We start from the raw sequence: 24,911 nt of genomic DNA on the forward strand, positions 1-24,911 counted from the left end.
AAAAGCGGGAGTAATCCCGCTTTTCTTTTACCTATCCCAGAGGCGCAATGTCGCCTTTGGCCCATTCTGCCCTTGTCTCTTCAAAGAAGTCGTTGAAGCGGCCTGCCTCAATCGCATCGCGGATACCCTGCATCAGATACTGATAATAATGCAGATTGTTCCATGTCAGTAGCATACCGCCCAGCGCTTCATTAGATTTCACCAGATGATGCAGATAGGCACGGCTATACTGGCTCGATGCCGGACAGGTTGACATTTCATCCAGCGGGCGATGATCTTCCGCATGGCGCGCATTACGCAGGTTTACCTTACCGCGACGGGTAAAGGCCAGACCATGACGGCCTGCACGGGTTGGCATCACGCAGTCGAACATATCAATACCGCGCGCAACCGATTTCAGCATATCATCCGGCGTACCAACGCCCATAAGATAGCGTGGCTTTTCCGCCGGCAGGATCGGACAAGTCACATCCAGCATATCCAGCATCACCTGCTGCGGCTCGCCAACGGCCAGACCGCCAACGGCATAGCCTTTGAGATCCATATCCTTCAGAGCCTGTGCGGATTGCTCGCGCAGCTGTACGTTATCGCCGCCCTGCACGATACCGAACATCGCCTTGCCCGGCTGATCGCCGAAAGCCACTTTACAACGCTCAGCCCAGCGAAGAGAAAGCTCCATCGCCTTTTGCATCACGTTGAAAGTCGCAGGCAGTGCGGTACATTCGTCGAGCTGCATCTGGATATCACTGTCCAGTAGCCCCTGAATTTCAATCGAGCGTTCCGGTGACATTTCATAAGCGCGGCCGTCAATATGCGAACGGAAAGTTACGCCCTGCTCAGTCAGCTTGCGTAGCTGCGCGAGCGACATCACCTGAAAACCACCGGAATCGGTGAGGATCGGCCCTTGCCAGCCACCAAATTCATGCAGACCACCTAGACGTGCCACACGCTCGGCACCCGGACGCAGCATCAGATGGTAGGTATTGCCAAGAATGATATCAGCGCCAAGGTCTTTCACCTGATCCATATACATGGCTTTAACGGTGCCCGCGGTGCCAACCGGCATAAAGGCCGGTGTGCGGATGGTGCCGCGCGGCATGGTAATCTCACCGCGACGTGCTTTGCCGTCTGTTGCCAGCACTTTGAATTCAAAATTTTCACTAGTCATATCATAGTCCATTAAGTGCGAAGCGTCAGAAGGCTGGCATCGCCATAGGAATAAAACCGGTATTCATTGCTAATGGCATGGGCATAGGCCGCCTGCATTGTCTCGAAACCGCTGAAAGCCGAGACCAGCATGAACAATGTCGAGCGCGGCAGATGGAAATTGGTCATCAACATATCAATCGCGCGGAACTTATAGCCGGGCGTGATGAAAATATCGGTCGCGCCTGACCACGGACGAATAATACCGTCCTCGCCTGCTGCACTTTCAATCAGGCGCAGCGATGTGGTGCCGACAGAGATAATCCGTCCGCCACGCTCATGCACACGATTGAGTGCTGCTGCGGTTTCCGCAGAGACATAGCCGATTTCCGCATGCATTTTGTGGTCAGCAGTATCATCAGCCTTAACCGGCAGGAATGTACCTGCGCCCACATGCAGCGTCACAAAATGCTCTTCCACGCCTTTGGCGCGAATACGCTCCAGCAGTTCCGGCGTAAAATGCAAACCGGCCGTTGGTGCTGCAACAGCCCCTTCTTCACGGGCATAGACAGTCTGATAATCCTGCCTGTCCTGCGCATCCTCTGCCCGTTTGGATGCAATATAAGGCGGCAGCGGAATATGCCCGACCGAAGCAATTGCTTCATCCAGCACAGCGCCGGAGACATCAAACACCAGTAGTACTTCGCCGCTGTCGTGTTTTTCTGCAACCAGAGCATCCAAGGTGCCTAAGAAGCAGCTGGAACCAGTGTGGCCGAAACGGATACGTTCGCCTTCCTTTACGCGCTTTGCAGGACGCAAAAACGCCTTCCAGCGGTCAGCACCGGTACGCATATGCAAGGTCGCACTCACGGTTGCGACAGTGCCGTCACGTTCGCGTGTGCCTTCCAGTTGTGCCGGAATAACTTTGGTATCATTGAAGACCAACGCATCGCCTTCACGCAACAAATCCGGCAAATCACCAACATGCAGATCCTGCAAAGGCTGATCCGGAATGACGCGCAACAGTTTTGCATGATCGCGCGGGGTCACCGGACGCAGCGCAATACGCTCTTCCGGCAGGTCAAAATCAAACAGATCGACGCGCATCACTGGCCTCAATTTCAGGGAGTTCAAATTTTTCTAAAATTCGCATTGCCCTGCCATATAGAACAGCGGGCAAAAAATAAAGGGCGCGTTACGGTTTGAACCATAACGCGCCCTCAAATCAGCTACAGACAGATTATAAATTACAGATCAGCTGCAATCTTAGCGGATGTAATTGAATCCGGATCAGTTACCGGCTCACCGCGCTTGATTGTATCGACATTATCCATGCCTTCAATAACCTGACCCCATACGGAATACTGGCGATCCAGCCAAGGCGCATCGGTGAAGCAGATGTAGAACTGGGAGTTTGCCGAGTTCGGGTTCTGGCTGCGCGCCATCGAGCAAGTACCGCGTACGTGCTTGGTGTTGCTGAATTCAGCTTTCAGATCTGGCTTGTCCGAACCGCCCATACCGGCACGGGATGGGTTGAAGCTGGAACCGCCCTGCTTACCGAACTTCACGTCGCCGGTCTGCGCCATGAAACCATCGATTACACGGTGGAAAACAACGCCGTCATAAGCACCTTCGCGTGCCAGCTCTTTAATACGGGCAACGTGACCTGGTGCCAGATCAGGATAAAGTTCGATTGCAACAGTACCCTTGGTTGTTTCCAGTACCAGTGTATTTTCCGGATCTTTATAAGCCATAGGGCCTCTCCTGTATATTTTACGACTGCTCAACCGGCAGTCCTGTTAGAATTTGAGCATTTCCTGCAAAGCCGGAACGGGTATTTCATCCCGTTCAGGTGCATTGGATAATGCGTAAGTCACAAACAGAATGCTTTTCGTCTAACAAAAAGCAACCTTATTTTTATTTACGATCAGCCAGAACAATGGCTTTAACGATACGGTCAGGATTATCAACTGCACCATTGGCAGATTTACTGCCTTTTTTGATTTTATCGACGACTTCCATGCCGCTGGTGACCTGACCGACAACGGTATACTGGCCATTCAGGAATGAACCTTCGTCAAACATGATGAAAAACTGCGAATTTGCAGAATTCGGGGATGAGCTGCGCGCCATGCCAACTGTTCCACGAACAAAAGGTTCTTTGGAGAATTCTGCCGGAATATTGCCGTAAGACGAACCGCCGGTGCCTGCACGACCCGGATTAAAATTCTTATCTGCATTACCGAATTCCACGTCACCGGTCTGCGCCATGAAACCATCGATCACGCGGTGAAACACAACGCCGTTATAAGCGCCGTCACGTACAAGCTTTTTGATCTGTTCGGCATGTTTCGGTGCCAGATCAGGACGCAATGCAATCGTTACATCACCGTCTTTCAGTGTCAGAACCACGGTGTTTTCCGGATCAGCAGCCTGTGCATTGGCTGGCTGTAATGCGGCAGTGGCTGAAAATGCGAGAAAAGCCGTAACGGCCAGTAATTTACGCAAAAAGGACATGATGTTTCCTGTTTAAGGCTGATCTTATTTTTTGAGCTTTGTGCGAAGGGCGTTTTCAATAACAGGCGGCACAAACCGGCTGACATCGCCCCCCATTGCCGCAATCTGGCGTACCAGTGTGGCAGTAATAAAACGCACATGCGGGGAAGCAGGCAAAAACACGGTCTGAATTTCCGGCACCATGCCTGCATTCATACCGGCCATCTGCATTTCATAGTCGAAATCTGTGGCATCTCGCAAACCGCGGATCATCAGCGTTGCGTTGTGGCCCCTGGCAGTATCGACCACCAGACCACTGAAACTGGTATAATCAATACGGCTGTTATCGGAACCGAAAGCCTGCGCTCCTACTTCACGCAGCAAAGCGACACGTTCTTCAAAGCTGAACATCGGGGTTTTTCCCGGATGAACGCCGATGGCAACAATCACTTTATCGGCCAGCCGGAGGGCTCCGTGCAAGACATCAAGATGACCATTGGTGACCGGATCAAACGATCCTGCATAAAGAGCTGTTTTCATGGACTTTAAATTAATCATTCTGTTCGCAAATTTCAATCACCGGAAGTGGTTCATTTGTTTAAATCAAACGACACTTACCACTTAATCTAAGCCTCAGTCTTACATCAAAAGCACAAGTTTACGAGTTCGAAAAGTGAACCTAGCATGAATGCGGCTGTCAGTAAGAGTTCACAAGCAAGCGCCTATAATACAAGCCATATAAGCCACTACCCGGTTCCCCATACCGTAAAATGAAAGTTTTTATGCAACCTTTGTCTCGCTTGTGCGTAATATAAGCGAAAGGATACTATGATGATGCTATTTATTCTCGCAATCTCAATGATCGTCGCGATGATGTTTGCAGCCATTATCCTGATGATCGAAGAAAGTGCCTCCAGACGTCTCAGCAATCAGAAGTCTGTTTTCGACCTGAGTTCTGTACGCCGTGTTGCACGAGGCACCCGATCAAAACGCATTACACATGCCTGAACAAAGTGATAATATCTTGGTTTTGCCCAATTCAGGCCTAAATACATACAAAATACCCCTCTAGATTAGAGGGTAGTTGCAGCCGGAACCTCCAGTCCAGGCTTTTATTTAAGGCGGTGTGAGAAGACACCGCCTTTTTTCTTTGTCTAGAGCGGTTTAGTCCAGATTGGATTATAGCGCTCGCTCTAGATACTTTAGTTTATCGCATTGTCATGCCATTCAAATTTCCCAACTTGAATGTGAAATGCTTTAGAGCGCCGTGTGCCATACTTGGCACACAAAACTCGCTCTAACACTTTAAAATTAGAGCATAATTTCTCCATAAACTGATCCAAGTTGAAGGAATTATGCTCTAGTGACAATAAAAAACGCCCTGTCAAAATTGACAGGGCGTTTTGATTTTAGAGCTTATTCAGCGGCAGGTTCATCACCACCCGTCTGGGCAGTTTCCTGTACCGCGGCCTGTTCACCGGCGGTTTCCAAGGCTTCGTCCTCTTCTTCGTCGGTTTCCGAAATACGTTCTACCGACACAACCTTTTCACCATCCGCAGTGTTGAAGATCGTCACACCCTTGGTGGAACGACCAGCAATACGGATACCGCCAACCGGTACGCGGATCAGCTGTCCGCCATCCGACACCAGCAGAATCTGATCGCTTGCTTCAACAGGGAACAGCGCAACCAGCGAACCGATTTCATCCGCTTTGGATGTATCCGTCGCACGGATCCCCTTACCGCCACGGCCGGAAATACGGAATTCATAGGACGAAGAACGCTTGCCGTAACCGAACTCGCTGACTGTCAGAACAGTCTGCTCATGGGCTTTCAGCTCTTCATAACGCTCGTCATTGAGTTCCGCATCTTCGGTCACTTCTTCACCGACGACTGCAATATCTTCCACCTCATCCGAGCCAAGGCTGCGGCGTTCCGCAATGACGCGTTTCAGATAGGCTGTACGCTCGGCTGGTGTTGCTTCCACATGCTCAAGAATGGCCATGGAGATAACTTTATCGCCATCCGCCAGATTGATACCGCGCACACCAATCGAATTACGTCCGGCAAAAACACGAACATCATCGACACGGAAACGGATACACTGGCCACCGGCAGCGGTGAGCAGTACGTCATCATTCACGGTACAAGTATCAACCGAGAGGATTTCATCGCCCTCTTCTTCAAGCTTCATCGCAATCTTACCATTGCGGTTAACCTGAACGAAATCGGACAGCTTGTTACGACGCACAGTACCGCGCGTTGTCGAGAACATGACGTCGAGTTCAGACCAGCTTGCCTCATCCTCAGGCAATGGCATAATCGTCGTGATACGCTCACCCTGTTGCAAAGGCAGCATATTAATCAATGCCTTACCGCGAGATTGCGGAGTACCGATTGGCAGGCGCCAGACTTTTTCTTTGTAAACAATACCGCGCGACGAGAAGAACAGTACCGGCGCATGGGTACTGGCTACGAACAGACGGGTAACAAAATCCTCGTCTTTGGTCGCCATACCAGAGCGTCCCTTACCACCACGACGCTGCGCACGATAAGTGCTCAGCGGCACACGCTTGATATAACCGGCATGGCTGACGGTCACGACCATATCTTCGCGGGCGATGAGATCTTCATCATCCATATCAGCGCCGCCAAGTGTCAGCTCTGTGCGACGTGGCGTAGCAAATTCATCACGAACCGCAGCCATTTCGTCCTTAACAATGGACAGAATGCGCTCACGCGAGGCGAGAATTGCCAGATAATCTTTGATTTCTTCGCCGATTTTATTCAGTTCATCAGCGATTTCGTCACGTCCGAGTGCTGTGAGGCGCTGCAAACGCAGTTCCAGAATCGCACGTGCCTGCTCTTCCGATAGATTATAGGTAATATCTTCGTTCAGCACATGACGCGGATCATCAATCAGACGGATCAGCGGTGCGATATCAGCAGCCGGCCAGCGGCGTGTCATCAATTGCTCACGCGCAGTTGCCGGATCCGGCGCACGGCGGATCAGCGCAATAATTTCGTCGATATTGGCAACAGCAATCGCCAGACCAACCAAGACATGCGCACGTTCACGGGCTTTATTCAGCAGGAACTTGGTACGACGGCTGACAACTTCCTCACGGAAATGCACGAATGCATTCAGCACTTCCATCAGATTAAGCAGTTGCGGCTTGCCACCGTTCAGCGCCACCATATTGCAGCCGAAAGACGTCTGCAAAGGCGTGTAGCGATAAAGCTGATTCAGCACCACATCCGCATTGGCATCGCGCTTCAACTCAACAACCACACGGTAACCGTCGCGGTCGGATTCATCGCGCAGATCGGAAATGCCCTCGATACGCTTATCGCGCACCAGTTCAGCCATTTTCTCGATCATGGTCGCTTTATTGACCTGATACGGTACTTCCGTGATCACAATGGATTCACGATCATTGCGCATTGGCTCAATCGCTACGCGACCGCGCATAAGCACAGAACCACGGCCTGTCGTATAAGCAGAATAAATACCGGCGCGACCGAGAATCAGACCTCCGGTCGGGAAATCCGGCCCAGGAATGATCTCAATCATTTCTTCCAGCGTCATATCCGGGTTGTCGATCAGGGCAATACAGCCATTGATCACTTCGCCCAAATTATGTGGCGGTATGTTGGTGGCCATACCAACGGCAATACCGCCAGAACCATTGACCAGCAGGTTAGGATAGCGCGCCGGAAGCACTTTAGGCTCCTGTTCACGGCCATCATAGTTATCCTGAAAATCAACCGTATCCTTGTCGATATCCTCAAGCAGAACCGAAGACACTTTTTCCAGACGGCACTCGGTATAACGCATCGCCGCAGCACTGTCGCCGTCGATGGAACCGAAGTTACCCTGCCCGTCAACCAGCGGCTCGCGCATGGAAAAGTCCTGCGCCATACGTACCAGCGCATCATAAATCGAGGCGTCACCATGCGGATGGTATTTACCCATCACTTCACCGACGACACCGGCAGATTTACGGTAGGAACGGTTCCAGGCAAGCCCCATTTCATTCATAGCATGGAGAATGCGTCGGTGAACCGGCTTCAACCCGTCACGAACATCAGGAAGCGCGCGGCTGACGATAACGCTCATCGCGTAATCGAGGTAGGACCGCTGCATCTCCTCCACAATAGAAATCGGTTCAATACCGTTAAATTCGTCTGAACCGGGCGGCGGAGTAAGGTCTGTCACTATTCAAATATCTTTCGTAAAGAATCGATTAGTTTTGGTTGATTATACTCTATCCCATAACATCAAAATCACGAAATTTCGACTGCCCCGGAGCGGCTTTCATACACATCAAATGTGCAGTTTTTCCACCTCAAAGGCATATTTATCAGGATTTCTGAAGCAAATCCGTGATTATCCTCAGGAACTATAAAAGCGGGACTGAATATCCCTGTTTCAGATCGCCAGCACCCTGTCTCTGCCCTGCACGACAACACATCTTGCGCAGGCAATATAAAGACATGCATAATCAAGACAATCGCGGCATAAACATAAGAACGGGAACACGGATGAGCTTTTACGACAGTCTTTTCAGCGCCTTTGTCACACTGCTCGTAACCATTGATCCACCGGGGCTTGCGCCACTGTTTCTGGCAGTCACCACCGGTATGGATCGCCGTGAACGCGCGCAAGTTGCCAAACGCGCCAGTATTATCGGCTTCATTATCCTTGCATTATTTGCCGTTGCCGGTGCGCAAATCCTGATGATGTTTGGCATCACGCTCGGTGCCTTCCGTGTTGCCGGCGGCTTGCTGCTGTTCTGGATTGCTTTTGAAATGATCTTTGAGCGCCGTCAGGAGCGCCATGAGAAAAGCGCTACTGTCGCGATTACCAAAGACCACATCCGCAATGTTGCAGCCTTCCCGCTGGCCATTCCGCTGATTGCGGGTCCCGGCGCGATCTCCGCCACAGTGCTGCTCGGCGGCACTTTCCCAACCATTGGCACCAGACTTGCGCTGCTCGGTATTTTGCTTGCCTGTATCCTTATTTCCTATGTTGTATTTCTGCTCGCAGAGCGCGTTGATCGCTTCTTAGGGGAAACAGGCCGCTCCATCCTCACCCGCCTGCTCGGGGTGATCCTTGCGGCTCTTGCGGTGCAATTCGTCGCCGATGGTGTCCGCTCTCTGATTACCGGAGCCTGAACAACAAAAAGCCCGCGATAACCGCGGGCTTTTCTGTTGTGAACACTTAAGTGTCTGAATCAAAATGGAATGTCATCATCCAAATCATGGCTGAAGCCGCCGGACTGCTGTTGCTGAGGGCTGGAACGGCCAAAGTCATTACCGCCGCTATTATTATTGCCGCCGTAATCACCGCCACGCGATGAACCGCCGCCGCTGGCAAAACGATCACCACCGCTGCCGCCGCCTTCAAAACGGCCGCCGCCACCGCCACCACCTTCACCACGGCTGTCGAGCATCTGCAATTCACCACGGAATTTCTGCAGCACGATTTCAGTCGTGTATTTATCATTGCCCTGCTGGTCGGTCCATTTACGGGTCTGCAACTGACCTTCAATGTAAACTTTCGCGCCTTTTTTCAGGTACTGTTCTGCAACCTTGGCCAGATTTTCATTGAAAATCACAACGCTGTGCCATTCGGTTTTATCTTTGCGCTCACCGCTCTGGCGGTCGCGCCAGCTTTCGGATGTCGCGATACGCAGATTTGCAACCGGCTCACCGGAATTCAAACGGCGGATTTCAGGATCCGCACCGAGATTACCAACGAGAATAACTTTATTGACTGAGCCTGCCATAGACCTGCACTCCAGATTTTTTTTCTTACAGTTTGCGTGACAATACATAAGGCAGCCCCCTGATGAAAGGGGAAGATGGCTTATCCAAAACAAAAAAGCCGCCGCGAAATATCGCAGCGGCTCTGATTTCACAGCGGAGAACTCCGCCATACTCACGATTAACGCGAGTAATATTCTACTACCAGATTTGGTTCCATCTGAACGGCGTATGGAACGTCGGACAGGGTAGGAACGCGGTGGTAAGTTGCAGTCAGTTTGTTGTGGTCTGCAACGATGTAGTCTGGCACATCGCGTTCTGCGAGCTGAACAGCTTCCAGAACGATAACCAGCTGCTTGGACTTTTCGCGAACTTCAACAACGTCACCAGCCTTGAGGCGGTAGGACTGAATGTTAACGCGACGACCGTTTACGTTTACGTGACCGTGGTTGATGAACTGACGGGCAGCAAAAATGGTCGGTACGAACTTGGCGCGGTATACAACTGCGTCCAGACGGCTTTCCAGCAGACCGATCAGGTTTTCACCGGTATCGCCCTTACGGCGAGCAGCTTCTTCGTAAGTTTTACGGAACTGCTTTTCAGAGATATCGCCGTAGAAGCCTTTGAGCTTCTGCTTTGCACGCAGCTGAATACCGAAGTCGGACAGCTTGCCCTTACGGCGCTGACCGTGCTGGCCTGGGCCGTATTCACGACGGTTTACAGGGGATTTAGGACGACCCCAGATGTTTTCGCCAAGACGGCGGTCAATTTTATACTTGGAAGATTCGCGCTTACTCATCGCATTTCCCTTTATAAGTGATACCGGCGCGGCAGCTTATCTGCCTCGCTCGAAGGAAACGCGCCCTCCTCTGTCCTCTCATTGAGAAGACTGACAGAACATTGCAACAGCGAATGAGGCAATTATTCACGGGACACGTCTACAGATACAGGGGAATCTATAAAGATGTCCTGAAATCCTGAGCGGCTTTTAAGGAGTGAAAGCCGGTCTTGTCAAGCTCTGTAGCCCATATGCCCCGAAATCAAGCATTGAAACAGCATTATAACGGCCATGCTGAACCGGCAAAGTTGCCTTAGCTGCTTGTATGGTTCTGAATTTCAGTTCAAAACCGATAGCACAGATTTCAAAATGCGTTCCGGACAGAGATCATCTGAATATGACAAAACTCATTATACGCTTCTATCCGGATTTAATCGCAGCGATTTGCGGCCTGCTTATTATCCCGTGGGTCATCGGCGTTCCGGGGCACCCTACACAAACTGTCCTGTCTGGCTGGACACTTGGACTGATCGCCATGGGCAGCTATCTGGTCATCTACCAATGTGTAAAATCGTTCAAGGCATCTGCGCTCTATAAAAAGAATGCTTCATTTCAGCAACCGGTGACCGCAATTTTGAACATGGCGGCCTTGTGCCTTGTGCCTGCCATGCTGGTTGCACTGCTTTTGCTGTTTTATGTCGAATAGACTGCCGAGTATTTATACTCTTAAGAGTTAACTGCCGGACTCCTCACTGCTGGGCATCAAAGCGCGCACGCTCTTCACGCATCATATGGCGATTATCAACGGCCCATTGCCCCAGACTATCAATCGGTTTGGCCAGCGACATACCCAACGCGGTCAGCGAATATTCGACCTCCGGCGGTGATGTCGGGCGCACAATACGTAACACCAAGCCGTCGCGCTCAAGCGAGCGCAAAGTGACTGTGAGCATACGTTGCGAGATGCCCTCCACCAGACGGCGCAGCGCATTAAACCGCACTGTACCCTGCTGCAAATTGAGGATGACCAGCAGGCTCCATGTATCCCCGACACGATCCAGCACTTCGCGGATCGGACAGGTGCCATTTTCATCCGTTACGAATCCCGCTGTTTCTGCCAGTAGCGGCAAAGTATTTTTTTCAGCTTCATCGCTCTGGGTAGCGGAATTTTTCTTCTGTGCGGTCTTGGCCTGAGAGGTCATTGCCTTCTCCCTTTCCCTGCCCATCTTCATAATAAGCGCAGTAGAGCGCGTTTTATGAATGAGACAGGCAGTTACTTTGATGTGACTTGCCAACTTTAAAGTGCATTCTTCACAGCTCTTCTAAAGTGCATTACATAGTTACCAATCGTAACCTGATTAAAAATAATTCTCAAATCTATAATATGAGGTAAGCATCATGTCAAAAATCGCAATCATCGGCGCCAGCGGTTATGTTGGTACAGCCCTGCTCAATGAAGCCGTGAAACGTGGTCATCAGGTGAGCGCACTCGTGCGCCACCCTGAAAAAATAGCTGCCAATGCCAATGTAACCGCTGTGAAGGCCGATGTGCTGGATACGGACGGACTAGCTGCCCTTTTGAAAGGCCATGATCTGGTGATCTCCGCCTATAATCCGGGCTGGCAGGAAGCTGACATCCGCAATATTCATATCAAAGCCAGCAAATCCATTACCGAAGCAGTGAAGAAAGCCGGAATCAAACGTCTGATCGCAGTTGGCGGCGCTGGCAGCCTTGAAATTAACGGTCAGCAATTGGTGGATTCCCCTGAGTTTCCGGCAGAATATAAAGAAGGCGCGCTGGGTGCCCGTCAGGCGCTTAATGACCTGAAAGCCGAAACCACTCTGGACTGGACTTTCGTCTCACCAGCCATTCTGCTGGTTCCGGGTGAAGCCAGCGGTACATTCCGTCTTGGCAAAGATTCTCCGGTCTTTGATGATAAAGGCGAAAGCAAAATTACCGTCGGCGATCTGGCTGTTGCCATCATCGATGAAGCAGAACAGGGTAAACATATCCGCCAACGCTTCACCGCAGCATATTAAAAGCTAAAATAAGAAAGCCTGTTTTAATTGCAGGCTTTCTTTTATCAGGCCGAAATCAAGCCGAGACGCTTAGCCTGCGGCGAGTTCTTTTCATCCGCACGCAAAGTCAGCACGGATACGCCTGTTGCAGTTACCGCAACCGTATGCTCGAACTGCGCGGAGAGTGAGCCGTCTTTTGTTGTGACAGTCCACTCATCATCTTCGGTCTTTACGTTGCGCCGCCCCTGATTGAGCATCGGCTCAATGGTGAAAACCATTCCTTGTTGCAGAAACAGGCCGGTTCCGGGTTTGCCGAAATTGAGAATTTGCGGCTCTTCGTGCATCTCGCGGCCGATGCCGTGGCCGCAATAATCATGCACAACCGAATAACCATTGCGCTTGGCATGGCGCTCAATCGCCCAGCCAATGTCACCAATCCGCGCACCTGGACGCACCGTGGCAATGCCCATCCACATAGCTTCATAAGCCGTGCGCACCAATCGTTTGGCAGCCGTATTTACCTCGCCGACGCAATAGGTCTTGCTTGAATCCGCGATATAACCGTTCTTCTCCAGCGTAATGTCAAAATTGACAATATCACCGCTTTTCAAAACATCTGCCTTAGACGGCACACCGTGACAGACCACATGATTGATTGAAGAATTCAGCACAAAGCCGTAGCCATATTGGCCTTTACTCGCCGGACGGGACTGCAAATCCTCAACAATAAAGCGCTCGACTTTGTCGTTAATCTCAAGCGTTGAAACGCCTTCAAGCGCGGTATTATCCAACATTTCAAAGACAGAGGCCAGCAAGCGTCCGGATTCCGCCAATAAAGCCAGTTCCTGCGGTTGCTTAATCATGCTTCGCTCACACTCAGCGAGGACATAGCAACACCGGCAGCATTCAGCTCACGGCGCATAATTTCAGTAAAACTGAGCGTCGGATTGGTCTCGCACAACATACCGATTTTAATCCAGAAGGCAGCCTGCGCATTAATAGAACGGCAGGTCACCTTGCTCGCAAGACGCAGCTGCTCATGCAGCTCGTCTTCAATATTTACAATACCCATAAGGCCTCACATATAATCCATATATAGACTATATATGAAACACATATTGCAGTACAAGCCTGTCGTTACGATGAATCCGGATCAGCTCACCAGTTCGACATCCACCACACCGCTGATGGCCTTCATCGCGCTGGCGATCTGCGGACTGATGCGATAGCGATCCGGCAAAGCAACTTCCACCTCGCGCTGACCGTTATCTTTGATAACGATAAAACTGACCTCACCGTCACCACGGGTTTTGAAGTAAGGCACGATCTGATCAAGCGCATCGCTATTCCGCAAAAACAGGCGCAATGCCTTTTGTAGACGGCTGGCCTCATCTTCCAGCGACACAACCGTGGCAATACGCAGACTCACCCCTTCCGGCCGGTTTTCAGCGGAAACGGTAATCACCACTGAACGTCCGGGCTCCAAAAGATCGCGGAACTGCTGCAATGCTTCCGAGAACAGTACCGATTCAAACTGACCGGTTGCATCAGAAAAAGCGATAATGCCCATCTTATTGCCGGTCTTGGTCTTGCGTTCCTGTTTGCTAATCACCGTTCCGGCAAGACGGCCGTTGGTGGCGCCTTTTTTCACCGCATTAGAGAAATCTGCCCAGCTCTGAACACGCATTTTTTGCAATGCGTCATTATAATCATCCAGCGGATGCGCTGAAAGATAAAAGCCTGCGGCCTGTAACTCGCGATGCAGTTTCTCCGCTGATGTCCAAGGTGTTACCACCGGCAACTGCAACTTCTCTTTCGGCACAAGACCAGTGCCAAAAATATCGGACTGACCACTATTGGCGTTTTCCTGCGTGCGCTGGGTATAGGCCATCAGGCTGTCCATGCCGGAGCTTAATGCGGAGCGGTCAACGCCAAAACAATCCAGCGCACCGGCATTAATCAGGCTTTCAAACACACGACGGTTGACCATACGCGGATCAACCCGCTCGCAGAAATCTTCAAGGTTTTCAAACGGCTTTTCTTTCCGTTTATCAACAATGTGCTCAACAGCTGCATCGCCAACACCTTTGATCGCTGCCAGTGAATAGAAAATCTTGCCTTCTCCCACCTCAAATGGGCGATAGGATGTCATCACCGATGGCAGCACAACATCAATACCAAGACGTATGGCATCCCGACGGAAATCATTGAGCTTTTCCGTGTTGTTCATATCATAGGTCATCGAAGCGGCGAGAAACTCTGCCGGATAATGCGCCTTCAGATAGGCCGTATGATAGGAAACAATCGCATAGGCCGCCGCGTGGGATTTGTTGAAACCATAGTCAGCGAACTTGGCGAGCAGATCGAAAATCGTATTGGCCTGCGCCTTACCGACACCGCCTTCAATCGCACCATCAACGAAACGGACGCGTTGCTTGTCCATTTCTTCGCGGATCTTCTTACCCATCGCGCGGCGTAGTAAATCCGCTTCACCCAGCGAATAGCCGGAAAGCTCCTGCGCGATCTGCATCACCTGTTCCTGATAAACGATAACGCCCTGCGTTTCTTTCACCAGATGATCGATTTTCGGGTGAATAGAGGCGACTTCCTCCTCACCATGCTTGCGCGCATTATAGGTCGGAATATTCTCCATCGGGCCCGGGCGATAAAGCGCCACAAGCGCAATAATATCCTCAATGCGGTCAGGCTTCATCCCGATGAGTGCTTTACGCATACCCACAGATTCCACCTGAAACACGCCGACCGTCTCACCGCGCGACAACATTTCATAGGTCAGCTGATCGTCAAACGGCAAAGTTTGCAGATCAATATTGACGCCCTTACGGGCAATCAGCTTAACAGCCGTGTTCAAAACCGTAAGCGTTTTCAGACCAAGAAAGTCGAACTTCACCAGACCGGCCTGTTCAACCCATTTCATATTGAACTGGGTAACCGGCATATCAGAGCGCGGATCGCGATACATCGGCACCAGTTCCGACAAAGGCCGGTCACCGATAACAATACCCGCAGCATGGGTCGAAGCGTGACGGAACAGCCCTTCAAGCTTCAGCGACATATCGAGAAGACGGCCGACAACCGGCTCCTTCTCACGCTCCTCGTTAATACGCGGCTCTTCATTAATCGCCTGACCGAGCGATACCGGATTGGCAGGGTTGGACGGCACCAGTTTACACAGCCTGTCGACCTGCCCGTATGGCATTTGCAGTACACGACCAACGTCGCGCAGCACCGCACGCGCCTGCAGCGTACCAAAAGTGATAATCTGCGCTACCTGATCGCGTCCGTATTTTTGCTGCACATATCGGATCACCTCTTCACGGCGATCCTGACAAAAGTCGATATCAAAGTCCGGCATCGACACACGATCAGGATTAAGAAAACGCTCAAACAGCAGCGAGAAACGTAGCGGATCAACATCGGTAATCGTCAACGCATAAGCAACCAGCGAGCCAGCACCGGAACCACGCCCCGGCCCTACCGGAATATCCTGTAGCTTTGCCCATTTGATAAAGTCCGAAACGATCAGGAAGTAGCCCGGAAACTTCATGCGGACGATAATGCCGACTTCATAATCCAGCCGCTTAATATAATCCTCGTGGGTATGCCCTTCTGCGAGGCCGAAAATCTTCAGTCGTTCTTCAAGACCTTCGCGTGCCTGCCGCGCCATTTCATCGGCTTCTTCCTGCAATGCGGCTTCCGGATCATCAGACTCACCGGTAAAGCGCGGCAGGATCGGCGCACGGGTCTGCGTGTACCAATGGCAGCGGCGTGCAATCTCAACCGTATTTTCCAGAGCTTCCGGCAGATCAGCAAACAAGGCTGCCATTTCACTCTGGGATTTCAGATAATGATCCGGCGTCAGGCGACGACGATCATCTGAAGCAATGACCTGCCCGTCAGCAATCGCCAGCAGCGCGTCATGCGCTTCATAATCTTCACTCTGCTTGAAGAAAGCCTCGTTGGTCGCGACCAAAGGCAATTCATAATTATAAGCCAGATCAACCAGTCTGGATTCAAGCATACGGTCATAACCGCGCTGACGATGCAGCTCGATATAAAGACGATCCCCAAAGATGCCTTTTAAAAAATCCAGACGGCTACGTGCACGCTCTTCCCGTTCATTGTTAAGTGGCTTACCAATCGGCCCTTCTGCGCCGCCCGTCAAAAAGATTACGTCTTCCGACAAATCCGGCAACCAATCTGCACGAACATGCACCGGATCGCCGGATTCTGTTTCCAGATAGGAGCGACTGACTAGCCGCACCATATTGGCATAGCCTTCTTCACTAGAAGCCAGCAGCACCACCGGCGACAAATCCAGTGCGTCACGCCGATTGATTGCACGCCCCTCAGGCTGATGATCGCCAAATGCAATATCAACAATACAACCGATAATCGGCTGAATACCGTCTTTTGATGCTTTCTGTGCAAATTCCAACGCGCCGAACAGATTATTCGTATCTGTTACTGCAATCGCCGGAGCATTATCATCCTTGGCATGACCAATGATTTTGCCAATTTGCAATGCCCCCTCAAGCAGTGAATATGCAGAGTGCACACGCAAATGAATGAAAGCCGGAGCTCCGGCAGACATTTCAGAAGTGGCAATAGCAGAAACATCAGAAGGCAAAGGCATAAACTCCGTCATTGCGAACACCATCACCGGACTGGTTTAATGATGCTATCGCATTTCAAAGCATTACAGCGAAACCATATTCAAAACATGGCAGCTCTGTAATCAGGGAAAATCGAACAGATATTAGAAACGAAAGCCACACAGACTCCGCATAGTATCAGAACTCTTTTTCCCGCAATGCCGTCATGATGTCCAGATGCATCTATGCATTCTGTATATCATTCACAGGCAGACCACCGCCTGTGTGTAACTTTTACATTCTGAGCAAGCAGAACAATCAGGATCAGAACGCTGCGACCCACATAGCAAATGTTGCTACAAACAAACCGATAGAAATGAATGACATAACATCACGAACCAGATCAGACATGATATGAACTCCATATGTTCCTGTATGTTTGTAATTTGTTCTATTATTGTTCCACAGTCAACCCCTCTTTGTTCGCGTAAAAACATCTATAGTTAGTGAAATATGAATCAAGTCCGCTATTTCGCGTGTCAGGACTGTATTGCTGCTATTGCAAAAACTCAGCCAAATTGCCGGAAACATTGCATAAGCGAGTGAAAGATTATAAAATTATCTGAAATTTTTCAGTGCCTTAAAGACACGTCTTTTCAATTATCTATATTAAATTCAGCGCAATACGACGCGCCTGAAAAGCAATAAATATAAAAGTAAGTTTTCTTTGAAATCTCATAAAAAAGGTTTGTGCTGATTGCTCTATTTATACAAAACGATAAATCAGCCTATCAAAAATCCCGTTTATCACACCAATAAACGGGATTGCGTTGGTTATTGTAAAGCGACAATGCTTTGCGATTTTGAATCCAGCCAGGCTTTATGAGCCAAAAGCGTATCATTCGTTATAAACTCATTGAGCTGACTATAACCATATTGCTCTGCAAGCGTCTTATGCTCAGATAACAAAGATACGCCCAAGCCTGCGCGTTGCTTATTTAATTCAAACCCAAGCAAGTCCAGCACTGTCGGCATTACATCAAACATTGCTGCATCTCTGGTGATTGTAGCCGGTGCGATATCATCCCCTAGCACAACCAGATAATTCATCCGGTCCTCTGCGTTTAACGCTTCATCGAACTCCGCTTTCATCATTAAATGATCACTTACAATCACCAGCAAAGTATTTTGCAACAGACCTTCACGACGCAGCGTTTCAACAAAGCGCTCAATTTCATAACCACTACATTTGACAGCATACAAAATCTCAGGAAGCCCTTGCCGAATATTGGCTTCTGCGCAACTGCGTGTCGGATTTCCAGTCGGAAAATGTGCACCAATCGTTGCGATTGAAAGCATATAAGGTTTGGGCTTTTGCGTTAAATCACGGACACGATCAGCAGCTATCGATAACAGCGTATCATCGTAAAGCCCCCAGTCATTTCTGTAATCACCGGCGATTTTATTATGCTCCGCTAATCCCGACGCTGCTGAAAATTGATGCGTTTTCAAAAATGGCGCCATACCTGCAAAATTATGATCGCCGCCATCAATAAATTCCGTATGGTACTGATTGCCGCCCAATATATCGCTCAGACAATCGATGCCCGTATAGAAATCCTTTTTCTCATTAAACATATTATGGCTCAGCAATCCGAAAGGTTGCAGCGGCATACCACATTGTGAAGTCACGAAACCGGCCATTGACCAACCGGTATTCTCAACCTGGCGTACACCGGCGAACTCCAGACCTTGTTTCGCAAGACGGTTCATTTCAGCAAAACTATAATCCCCATGCGCAATATTTCCCAATGTGCGCTTCATGCTTTCCGCATAAAGCACGATCAGATTCTTAGGTGTCTTTGTTGCTAAAACCGGACGCCCCGGTTCCTGATAAGCGGACAGCAAACGATCATCCTGAGGATTATCCGCGATCCAATAATTGCCCATTCCCCAAAACATTGGATTAACCAGCAACAAAGGCACGCATAAAGCCCTATCAAGGCGCAGAAATCGTTTATCTAAATTCAGCAGCAACACAAATGCGACAGCAAATAGCAAGAAACTACCCAGATAGCGGAATACAGGCTTGTAAAAGCCAGACAGAAAACCGCCGCCTGCTCCCATTTGCAAATGGAACACGATAGACGAAACATCAAATTTTCCGAAAATACCGATATAAGCAAACCAAAAAAACAATAAGAATACAGGAATAAAGCTGTATGGAATTTTTATATTTTGTGGTCTTTGCAGAGAATGATTGCGATTAAGCCAAAAGAACACGCCAACCGCAAACAACAAAAATGCAGTTACCTGATTTCCAGAAAATAAAGTATACTTCTTAAATATATATACAAAAGATAAAGCAAGCAAAACTACTTGCATATTATAAAACGCTAAATCTTTTCTGATTAACGCTTTCATATTATCCCCCGATATATTGCAAAGCTTTCGCTTCGTAGCACGGGAAAATAAAACTGCAATAAAATTGTAATATTTTATTCACATTACAAACAAATAAAAAGTCGCAGAGAGAAAACATCTGCGACTTCTTTTATAATCGGACTTTATATTTAACTATTCAGATTCAAATCAACGACCTTGCCGTCTTTTAAAGTCACGCAACGATCCATACGACGTGCCAGATCATGATTATGCGTTGCAATCAGTGCAGACAGACCGGATTGGCGTACCAATGCTTCCAGAGCCTGAAACACATAAGATGAGGTTGACGGATCAAGATTGCCGGTCGGCTCGTCTGCAAACAGCACCAATGGCGCATTGGCAACGGCACGGGCAATCGCCACACGCTGCTGCTCACCACCCGACAACTCAGATGGGCGATGCGATGAGCGCGGTCCGATACGCATATAATCCAGCAGATTTTGCGCCCGCTGTGCGGCAACTTTAGATGTCAGCCCGCGCAACATTTGCGGCACCATCACATTTTCTAGCGCGGTAAATTCCGGCAGCAAATGATGGAACTGATAGACAAAGCCCAGATCATGACGGCGCATAGCTGTGCGCTCATCATCATCCAGCTGCGCGCAGGATGTATTGCCTAAAATAACATCGCCGGAATCCGGCTTTTCAAGCAAACCTGCGGTATGCAGCAAGGTGGATTTACCGGCACCGGATGGCGCAACCAGTGCCACCATCTCACCGCGCATCAATGTGAAATTCGCATCCTTGAGAATGGTCAGCTCACGGTCTGCTTCATGATAGCTGCGGCAGACATTTTTCAGCTGAAGGATCGGCTCCCCTGATATACCAGCCATTATTCGTACCTCAGCGCATCAACAGGATCGAGTTTAGCCGCACGCCAAGCTGGCAAAATCGTAGCAATAAAGGATAAGAACAGCGCCATACCGATAACGGAAAGCGTTTCTCCGACATTCATCTTCGCCGGAAGCTGACTGAGGAAATAAAGCTCAGGGTTAAACAATGTTGTACCAGACAGCCATGAGAAGAACGCGCGGATACTCTCAACATTAAGACAGACCACAACGCCAAGTACCACGCCTGCCATCGTACCGGTAACCCCGATAGCCGCACCTGTCATCAGAAAGATGCGCATGATCGCACCGCGCGTTGCGCCCATCGTGCGCAGGATCGCGATATCGTGCCCTTTATCCTTAACCAACATGATAAGGCCGGAAATAATATTCAGAGCGGCGACCAAAACAATCAATGTCAGGATCATGAACATAACGTTGCGCTCGACCTGCAAGGCCGAGAAGAAGGTAGCATTGCGTTGCCGCCAGTCTGTCATCATGACAGGGCGTTCTGCCGCCTCTTCCACGCCGGCACGCAGATCATCGATCTTATCCGGATTATCGGCAAAAACCTCAATCGACTGCACGCGACCTTCCTGATTGAAGAAAAGCTGCGCTTCGTCCAATGGCATCAGCACAATCGAGGCATCATATTCAGACATACCGATTTCGAAAATCGCCTTAATCGGATAAGCCTTGGTGCGGGCATTTACCCCGAAAGGCGTAACATCACCGTCCGGCGAAATGATTTTCAGATCATCGCCGACCCCGAGACCAAGATTTTGCGCCATTCGTGTACCAATGGCCACGCCATCAGCCGTATCGAAGCTTGCGAAAGTACCGGATTTCACATTCTTAGCAATAAGCTCAAGCTTGTTAACATCCTGCTCACGCAAGCCACGCACGAGTGCGCCGGTGCCTGCGCCAATAGAGCCCTGCACCAATGCTTGCCCCTCAACCACCGGAATAGCGAATTTCACGCCTTTCAGCGCATCCATACGCTTCACCAGATGGTCATAATCTTCCATCGGGCTGTCGATTGGTGCAACGATCAGATGTCCGTTAATACCAAGAATGCGATTGAGCAATTCCGTACGGAAGCCATTCATCACCGCCATAACGATGATGAGTGTGGCCACGCCAAGCATGATGCCGGTAAATGAAAAACCGGCAATCACAGAGATAAAAGCCTCGCGACGGCGGGAACGCAGATAGCGCCAGGCGATCATACGCTCCAATGAGGAGAATGGTCCGGTGCCCTGACGTTTTGTCTGGGCTGCCGGTTTCTTTTCCTGTGGTTTCTTGGGCAATTTATTGAGCAATTGCGCGCCCCCGTTGCCTTGTTTTCCACCTGTCGCAGGCTTTTTGAACATTACTGCCCCGCAGTGAGAAGATTGATTGCGGCTTCAACAGTCATGGTCTGACGTTCGCCGGTTTTGCGATCTTTCACTTCAACTTCGCCATTCGCAACGCTGCGCGGACCGGCAATGATCTGTACCGGTACACCGATCAGATCCATCGTCGCGAATTTCGAACCCGGACGATCATCGCTGTCATCCAGCAGAGGATCGAGACCGGCATTGGTCAGCGCTTCATAGAGTTTTTCACAAACAGCATCACAAGCTGCATCACCCGGCTTCATATTAACGATGCCTGCACCGAACGGCGCAATGGCTTTCGGCCAGATAATGCCGTTTTCATCATGGGATGCTTCAATCGTTGCAGCAACCACGCGTGAAGGGCCAATACCATAAGACCCCATGGAAACCAGATGTTCCTTGCCATCCGGCCCCTGCACTTTCGCGCCCATAGGTTCGGAATATTTGGTGCCGAAATGGAAAATATGGCCAACTTCAATACCGCGTGCTGCAACCTGTGCAGATGCATTGACTTTCGCCCATGCGGCTTCGTCATGCATTTCTTCAGTCGCGGCATAAGGTGTTGTCCACTGGTCAACAATCGAAGCCATTGCTGCATCATCGAAGAAGTCGATATCCGCGCCCGGTACTTTCAGATCGAGATATGCGCGATCACAGAATACCTGACTTTCGCCGGTTTCTGCCAAAATGATAAATTCGTGGGACAGATCGCCACCGATCGGGCCGGTATCCGCACGCATTGGCACAACTTGCACGCCAATACGGGAGAATGTGCGCAGATAAGAAACGAACATACGGTAATAGGCAGCTTTCGCGCCTTCATAGTTCAGGTCGAAAGAATAAGCGTCTTTCATCAGGAACTCACGCGAGCGCATCACGCCGAAACGCGGACGCACTTCATCGCGGAATTTCCATTGAATGTGATAGAGGTTCAGCGGCAGATCTTTATAAGAGCGCACATAAGAACGGAAAATATCGGTGACCATTTCTTCATTGGTCGGGCCGAACAGCATTTCGCGCTCAGAGCGGTCTTTAATGCGCAGCATTTCCTTGCCGTAAGCATCATAGCGGCCGCTTTCGCGCCACAAATCAGCAGACTGGATGGTCGGCATCAGAATTTCATTACCACCAGCGCGGTTCTGCTCTTCACGGATGATTGTGTTGACCTTGTTGAGAACTTTCAGCCCCAGCGGCAACCATGTGTAAATACCGGCTGATTGCTGACGGATCATGCCCGCACGCAACATCAGACGATGGGAGACAATTTCTGCCTCTTTTGGATTTTCTTTCAGGATTGGCAAAAAGAATCGCGACATACGCATGGAGGAACCACCGGAAATTGCTCCCGACACAGAAGAATCAGGAAAAAACACATAAAATCTCCCGTGTTTATTAACCACTTATCGTAGCAATGAAAACCCGTCTCACGCAGAGCGGAGCGCTGTAATTCCCAACACGGAACAGTGCAGACCTGCCGGATAAAGCTCGCCAAATTATGGCAAGGCGTGCTGATTCCATAGAAAACAAGCTTACCCACTCAAAATAACGTGAGCTTCGCAAGTTTATGCCCGCAGTTTCGATGATAAGAATACAAACTTCTTCTATTTTACTTCTTTGTGACAAATTTTTTACAAATTTGATTTCGATACAGAAAACACGTCAAAAACTGCATTTTTGATCAAATTGGTCATTTAAATCGAATTAAAAACTATCAAAATTGTATTTTCGCTTTAAATCATATGGCATTTTTGTGTCTTGGGCTAAAAAAACACGTGACAACTGATATTTCTCATTCTATTTTCCAAGCAACGACAACAGAGAGCAGGCTTAACTACTCTCTCACGCGGTCAAAGTCTTGGGAGGATGCAACTCAGGCGCGGTATATCGCAGCCGCCTGTAACAAGGATACGAGTTGGACGCGTATTTTATCAGCAAGGCTAACGCCTTGCTTTTTTTTACATCTTAATAATACAAATATAGTGGGATTATAGAAGTCACTTTTGCTTTAACGCGATAATAAAGTGCTCCGCCCCTTATTCCTGACCAGGCTGCTCGCGTTTCAGAGATACACGCTCAGGTCTCTGTCGTTTCAGTCAGATGTTACCATCTGACTGCGAAATAGCTTTTAGTTGGACGCATTATCGCGGACGTCAGATGTTACCATCTGACTGCGAAATAGCTTTTAGTTGGACGCATTATCGCGGACGTCAGATGCTACCATCTGACTGCGAAATAGCCTTTAGTTGGACGCATTATCGCGGGCGTCAGATGTTACCATCTGACTGCGAAATAGCTTTTAGTTGGACGCATTATCGCGGACGTCAGATGTTACCATCTGACTGCGAAATAGCTTTTAGTTGGACGCATTATCGCGGACGTCAGATGCTACCATCTGACTGCGAAATGCTTTGGGGCTCATACCCGTCACACGCAGGAACTCGCGATTAAAATTGGATTTGGTCAGAAAGCCACTGGCAAAGGTAATTTGTGTTACCGGCTCATCCGTCTCGCGCAGCAGACGGCACGCCTCTTCCACGCGAAAATTATTCACATAAACCGAAACACTTATCCCGCGACAACGATTAACTGCCTCAGAAACATGGCGTGGCGGTTTGCGCAATCGATGTGCAATCCGTTTTAAATTCAATTCCATATCTTCGTAGAGCTGCTTTTCCCGCATCAAAGCGTCCAGCTCCGCCACGATAGCAATATGCTGCTCCGTCGTCAGAGCCGTTTCCGTGCTTACCACTTGTGATGCTGGCTCCGCCTCCCCGCCGTTTTCATCACTCGTACGGTTGTTCAGCGCAACGCCTGCCGCTGCACCAAGAAATAGCAGTGACAGAATATTCGTCACCAAGATGATAGACGGTGAATAATGGCCACCGCTCCAGAAAAAATCAAAATTTATCAGAAGATCAACGATCACAGAGCCGATCAGCATCAAACCGGTAATCTGCATTGCCCGATAAGAACGCAGCACACCATCCAGTCTTGCTGCGATCAACACATCCGGCCCTTTATAGGCAAGCCACAATAAGGCAACGCCATAGATCAAAAAAATCACAATAATAGCCAGAGCGGCCAAATCTCGTCGGAAAAGTAACAGGCTGAAAACAACAATCACCGGCAGCAAATGCGGCCATATCTTTTTAATTCGCAATGCCTGCACGCTGTCAGCCACCGTGAGGCTATAAAAACTTAAATAAGCCAATCCGGCAATGATTGAGGCCAGCAATATCTGTAATGGCAAAACCGCAGTGATTTCATAGCCCCAACGCAATCCGAGCAATATAGATTGCACCATATAAATACTGATCAGGACGATGAAAAACTGATCCGTACGATTGCCCGCCTCACGCTTGCGCAGCAATTGCCAAAGCAACAGCCCCATCAAGATTGTCACCACAAAAGGCAGAGGAATAAAAAGCACCGGC

21 protein-coding genes are annotated in these 24,911 nt (G+C 49.7%); 4 read left to right on the top strand and 17 right to left on the bottom strand.

Features of this window, described 5'->3' with window-relative positions:
• Positions 1-31: 31 nt before the first annotated feature.
• The 5 genes from tgt to coaD form a co-directional block, all read right to left on the bottom strand.
• Positions 32-1,168, bottom strand: coding sequence for a tRNA guanosine(34) transglycosylase Tgt (gene tgt / locus QUF18_RS10400; RefSeq protein ID WP_289386998.1), 1,137 nt, complete (start codon positions 1,166-1,168; stop codon positions 32-34).
• A gap of 11 nt (positions 1,169-1,179) precedes the next feature.
• The gene (queA, locus tag QUF18_RS10405; protein WP_289386999.1) at positions 1,180-2,253 is read right to left on the bottom strand and encodes a tRNA preQ1(34) S-adenosylmethionine ribosyltransferase-isomerase QueA; all 1,074 of its coding nucleotides are present in this window, start codon (positions 2,251-2,253) and stop codon (positions 1,180-1,182) included.
• Positions 2,254-2,393: 140 nt separating this feature from the next.
• Positions 2,394-2,900, bottom strand: a complete 507-nt coding sequence (locus tag QUF18_RS10410) for a peptidylprolyl isomerase (protein ID WP_289387000.1) — start codon at positions 2,898-2,900, stop codon at positions 2,394-2,396.
• A gap of 163 nt (positions 2,901-3,063) precedes the next feature.
• The gene (locus QUF18_RS10415) at positions 3,064-3,663 is read right to left on the bottom strand and encodes a peptidylprolyl isomerase (RefSeq protein WP_289387001.1); all 600 of its coding nucleotides are present in this window, start codon (positions 3,661-3,663) and stop codon (positions 3,064-3,066) included.
• Positions 3,664-3,687: 24 nt separating this feature from the next.
• Positions 3,688-4,182 carry a pantetheine-phosphate adenylyltransferase gene (gene coaD, locus QUF18_RS10420; protein ID WP_289387002.1) on the bottom strand — a complete coding sequence of 165 codons (495 nt, stop codon included), beginning with the start codon at positions 4,180-4,182 and terminating at the stop codon, positions 3,688-3,690.
• A 288-nt stretch (positions 4,183-4,470) separates the two neighbouring features.
• Here coaD and QUF18_RS10425 point away from each other — a divergent pair, with 288 nt between their 5' ends.
• Positions 4,471-4,650, top strand: coding sequence for a hypothetical protein (locus QUF18_RS10425; RefSeq protein ID WP_289387204.1), 180 nt, complete (start codon positions 4,471-4,473; stop codon positions 4,648-4,650).
• Between the two features lie 408 nt (positions 4,651-5,058).
• On the opposite strand, the gene gyrA is transcribed toward QUF18_RS10425, so the two are convergent.
• Positions 5,059-7,788 carry a DNA gyrase subunit A gene (gene gyrA / locus QUF18_RS10430; RefSeq protein ID WP_374806920.1) on the bottom strand — a complete coding sequence of 910 codons (2,730 nt, stop codon included), beginning with the start codon at positions 7,786-7,788 and terminating at the stop codon, positions 5,059-5,061.
• Between the two features lie 398 nt (positions 7,789-8,186).
• Here gyrA and QUF18_RS10435 point away from each other — a divergent pair, with 398 nt between their 5' ends.
• Positions 8,187-8,819 carry a MarC family protein gene (locus QUF18_RS10435; RefSeq protein ID WP_289387004.1) on the top strand — a complete coding sequence of 211 codons (633 nt, stop codon included), beginning with the start codon at positions 8,187-8,189 and terminating at the stop codon, positions 8,817-8,819.
• 59 nt (positions 8,820-8,878) lie between these two features.
• On the opposite strand, the gene ssb is transcribed toward QUF18_RS10435, so the two are convergent.
• Together ssb and rpsD are read right to left on the bottom strand one after the other, a co-directional pair.
• On the bottom strand, positions 8,879-9,433 hold the full coding sequence (gene ssb / locus QUF18_RS10440) for a single-stranded DNA-binding protein (RefSeq protein WP_289387005.1): 555 nt from the start codon (positions 9,431-9,433) through the stop codon (positions 8,879-8,881).
• A gap of 158 nt (positions 9,434-9,591) precedes the next feature.
• Entirely contained in the window at positions 9,592-10,209 is a 618-nt protein-coding gene (gene rpsD / locus QUF18_RS10445) for a 30S ribosomal protein S4 (protein ID WP_289387007.1), read from the bottom strand.
• 376 nt (positions 10,210-10,585) lie between these two features.
• Here rpsD and QUF18_RS10450 point away from each other — a divergent pair, with 376 nt between their 5' ends.
• Complete coding sequence (locus QUF18_RS10450; RefSeq protein ID WP_289387008.1) at positions 10,586-10,894, top strand: hypothetical protein; 309 nt, start codon at positions 10,586-10,588, stop codon at positions 10,892-10,894.
• A 43-nt stretch (positions 10,895-10,937) separates the two neighbouring features.
• Here QUF18_RS10450 and QUF18_RS10455 read toward each other — a convergent pair whose 3' ends face one another.
• Positions 10,938-11,390: a winged helix-turn-helix transcriptional regulator gene (locus QUF18_RS10455; protein ID WP_289387009.1), complete on the bottom strand. Its 453-nt coding sequence runs from the start codon at positions 11,388-11,390 to the stop codon at positions 10,938-10,940.
• 196 nt (positions 11,391-11,586) lie between these two features.
• On the opposite strand from QUF18_RS10455, the gene QUF18_RS10460 reads away from it, so the two are divergent.
• A complete protein-coding gene (locus QUF18_RS10460) occupies positions 11,587-12,228 on the top strand; it encodes an NAD(P)-dependent oxidoreductase (protein ID WP_289387010.1) in 642 nt (213 codons plus the stop codon).
• A 44-nt stretch (positions 12,229-12,272) separates the two neighbouring features.
• Here the strand turns inward: QUF18_RS10460 and map are convergent, their stop codons facing one another.
• The 8 genes from map to QUF18_RS10500 all read right to left on the bottom strand — a co-directional run bounded on the left by map (position 12,273) and on the right by QUF18_RS10500 (position 24,907).
• Positions 12,273-13,070 (bottom strand): type I methionyl aminopeptidase, encoded by a 798-nt coding sequence (gene map / locus QUF18_RS10465; RefSeq protein ID WP_289387011.1) that lies wholly within the window; start codon positions 13,068-13,070, stop codon positions 12,273-12,275.
• Positions 13,067-13,279 carry a ParD-like family protein gene (locus QUF18_RS10470; protein WP_289387012.1) on the bottom strand — a complete coding sequence of 71 codons (213 nt, stop codon included), beginning with the start codon at positions 13,277-13,279 and terminating at the stop codon, positions 13,067-13,069. The genes map and QUF18_RS10470 overlap by 4 nt, the downstream gene beginning before the upstream one ends.
• A gap of 81 nt (positions 13,280-13,360) precedes the next feature.
• Positions 13,361-16,822 (bottom strand): DNA polymerase III subunit alpha, encoded by a 3,462-nt coding sequence (gene dnaE / locus QUF18_RS10475; protein WP_289387170.1) that lies wholly within the window; start codon positions 16,820-16,822, stop codon positions 13,361-13,363.
• Between the two features lie 835 nt (positions 16,823-17,657).
• Positions 17,658-19,247, bottom strand: a complete 1,590-nt coding sequence (locus tag QUF18_RS10480; RefSeq protein WP_289387013.1) for a sulfatase-like hydrolase/transferase — start codon at positions 19,245-19,247, stop codon at positions 17,658-17,660.
• A 149-nt stretch (positions 19,248-19,396) separates the two neighbouring features.
• Positions 19,397-20,092, bottom strand: coding sequence for an ABC transporter ATP-binding protein (locus QUF18_RS10485; protein ID WP_289387171.1), 696 nt, complete (start codon positions 20,090-20,092; stop codon positions 19,397-19,399).
• An 8-nt stretch (positions 20,093-20,100) separates the two neighbouring features.
• Complete coding sequence (locus QUF18_RS10490; RefSeq protein WP_289387173.1) at positions 20,101-21,327, bottom strand: lipoprotein-releasing ABC transporter permease subunit; 1,227 nt, start codon at positions 21,325-21,327, stop codon at positions 20,101-20,103.
• 143 nt (positions 21,328-21,470) lie between these two features.
• Entirely contained in the window at positions 21,471-22,799 is a 1,329-nt protein-coding gene (gene proS, locus QUF18_RS10495) for a proline--tRNA ligase (RefSeq protein ID WP_289387174.1), read from the bottom strand.
• A 1,031-nt stretch (positions 22,800-23,830) separates the two neighbouring features.
• Positions 23,831-24,907, bottom strand: a complete 1,077-nt coding sequence (locus QUF18_RS10500) for a helix-turn-helix domain-containing protein (RefSeq protein ID WP_289387014.1) — start codon at positions 24,905-24,907, stop codon at positions 23,831-23,833.
• Positions 24,908-24,911 lie beyond the last annotated feature (4 nt).

It is taken from the genome of Pseudochrobactrum kiredjianiae, assembly GCF_030362795.1.
Classification (GTDB): Bacteria; Pseudomonadota; Alphaproteobacteria; order Rhizobiales; family Rhizobiaceae; genus Pseudochrobactrum; species Pseudochrobactrum kiredjianiae.